This window comes from Arhodomonas sp. AD133 (genome assembly GCF_051195215.1).
Taxonomy (GTDB): Bacteria; Pseudomonadota; Gammaproteobacteria; order Nitrococcales; family Nitrococcaceae; genus Arhodomonas.
Window position 1 is genome coordinate 1 of the sequence record NZ_JBNAZM010000111.1, and the last position, 2918, is coordinate 2918.

Genomic DNA, 2918 nt, shown 5'->3' on the forward strand with positions numbered 1-2918 from the left:
GAGCGCTGGACCCGGACCTTCGACGCCGCCGGCAACCGCACCTCTAGGACCGATCCGCTCGATCGCACGACCAAGACTGCCTACGACGGCGCCGGCCACCGCGTGAGCGTCACCGACGCGGCCAACCGGACTGCCACCTTTCATTACGACGACGCCGGGCTGCTTACTCGCGTCGTCGATCCCGCCAGCGGCGAAATGACGCTGGAGTACGCGGCCAACCGTCAGTTGCGGCGGATGGTCGATGCCAGCGGTAAGGAACGGCAGTTTAGCTATCGCGGCAATCGAGTGAAGACCGTCACCGACGGCGTCGGCAATACTATCACCTACCACTACGGTGGTGACGCCGCCAACGCCGGGCGCACGCGCCTGGCGCGCATCGAGTTGCCCACTTACACCGAGCGCTACCGTTACGACTCCCGCGGCCACCGGATTGAGGTCACCCGCACCACACCCGCCGGGCTCACCGAGACCGAGCACTATACCTACGATGCCGCCGGCAACCGCACCAGCGTGACCGACAGCGCCGATCGCACCACCCGCTACACCTACGACGCTCTGGGCCGGCGGGTGGTTACCGAGGACCCAATGGGCCACACCGTGCGCTATGCCTACGACGATGCCGACAACCTGCGCGCGGTGACCAACCAGCGCGACATCGTCATTCGTCGGTTTGACTACAACCGCCGCGGCGAGAAGATTCGGACCATCTGGCCTGACGGCGAGACCTGGCGTTACGACTACACACCAACGGGTAAACTCAAGGCTCAGATCGACGCCAAGGGCCAACGCACGGCGCACAGCTATGATGCCGCCGGCCGGCGTACCGCCACCGCCTACTACCCGGACACCGCGACGGGCACACCCGCGCGCCGGATTACCTTCGAGTACACCGACGCGGGCAAGCTGGCTGGCTACGACGACGGCGAGACATCCGCCACGTACGGCTACGATCGCCTCGACCGCCGCACCACGACCACCGTCGACTTCGGACCGTTCACCAAGACCTTTCGCTACGACTACACCGCCAACGGCCAGAAGCGCGCGCTCACCTACCCGGGCGGCGATCGCTACGGATTCAGCTACAACGACGCGGGCCTGTTGACCGGCATCGACTTCCCCGACGGCGCGCACCTCGTGCGCGACCAGTTCCAGTGGCACAAGCCCGGCCGCGTGCTGCTGCCCGGCGGCGGCGAGCGCCACTTCACCTATGATGGGTTCCTGCGCCCCACCCGCATTCGCGGCGAAGACCCGGCGGATGCCACCATCATGGACTACCGCTACACCTACGATGAGGCCGGCAACATCACCGTCAAGGCCACCGAGCACGGGCGCTACGAATACAGCTACGACCGCCTCGACCGCCTCACCGACGCGGAGAACCCCGCGCTCGCCGACGAGCACTACACCTACGACCCGGCGGGCAACCGGCTCACCAGTGCCGACACCGAGGGCGAGTGGCGTTACAACGCTGCTAATCAGCTGCTTGGCTACGACGACGTCACCTTCACCTACGACGCCAATGGCAGCACCGTCAGGCGCTCCGAAGGGAACGAAACCACACGGTACGACTACAATCTGAACAATCGCCTGCAACGCGTGGAGCGCCCCGATGGCCTCGCTACCCGCTATGCTTATGATCTCTTCGGTCGGCGATTGTGGAAGGAGGTCGACGGTGAGCGCACGTACTTCCTTTATGCGAACGAGGGGCTTATCGCCAAATACGATGCAGCAGGGACTGCCATTCGGCGATACGGATTCGTGCCGAACAGCACATGGGGAAGCGATCCAGTCTGGGCCGAGGTCGAAGGGCAACGGCATTACTATCATTCTGACCATTTGGGTGCTCCGGTGAAAATGGTTCGGGGGAACGGATTCGCTTCTTGGTCAGGTAATTATGAGTCGTTTGGGAGCGTTCATTCACCGGTTTCTCAAGTGAGATCTAATTGGCGTTTTCCTGGGCAATATTTCGATGCCCATTCTGGGTTTTATTACAATTATCTAAGAGACTACGACAGTGATACCGGTCGGTACATAGAGTCCGATCCTATTGGTTTGAAGGGTGGCATTAATACGTATTTGTATGCGGAAGCGAGGCCGACTGTTTACACGGATGAATACGGGCTTGCTGCCGCCCGAGTCGATTGTAAAAAGCTCGGTTTTCGCTTTACGCCAAAAAAGTGCTGGACCAACGGCCAGTGTTGGGATTATGCGAAGAAAATGCTTGGAAAGGGTGGGTATCCTACGGGGAAGTGTCAGTTCATCCGGGACCCCGTTAAGAAGTGGGGGTGTATACGTTGCTCGGAAACGCTTTTGGCGGCTTGTGTAGGACACAAAGCGGACCCGTCGTGTACGAATGCGTGTTTGGGGTCGAATGATGGGAGTGCCTAAGTTTGAGACCGTTATTCAAGGCTGTGGTAGCTATCCTTCTTTCTACGATCGTGTATTGGTTTGGCTATACCGTGGGCAAGTCGGAAGTGGAGCGGGATTGGATGGCGCTGTCAGCTACGTCAGATTCGGCTAATCTGCTTTTTAATCTTTCGCTTAGAAATCGCCTGATGGAGAAGGGATGCGAAGGAGGCATGTCAGCGTTAGAGCGTAAGATTGATTCTAATATATCTGTGCTTAATTCATATGATGATTTAACACTCGGGAATAGAAAGACCCAGTTGAAGAAACGATTGAGGGAGTGGTTGAAATATCGAGAGAGTCAGGGGCGCGACACAGGCGGGATAGAGATGCTTATATCAAAGCTTTGATTTTTATTATAAGGATGTTGTGGCGCTAGTGGTGTGAGAGGTTTCAGGCTCAGTTTGATGCTGTTGTGCCATCATTTAAGAGTGGCCCTACGTGTCAACCTGCTTGCCGACAGTAACCTGCGAGAAACGTGTATAACGTAGGGCACTGTAGAGGAGCAGCCG

1 protein-coding gene is annotated in these 2918 nt (G+C 58.6%); it reads left to right on the forward strand.

Going from position 1 to position 2918, the window contains the following annotated elements; translation table 11 throughout:
* The coding region (locus ACPEES_RS23065) for an RHS repeat-associated core domain-containing protein (RefSeq protein ID WP_435106794.1) at nt 1–2388 on the forward strand (2388 nt) is incomplete at its 5' end.
* Nucleotides 2389–2918 lie beyond the last annotated feature (530 nt).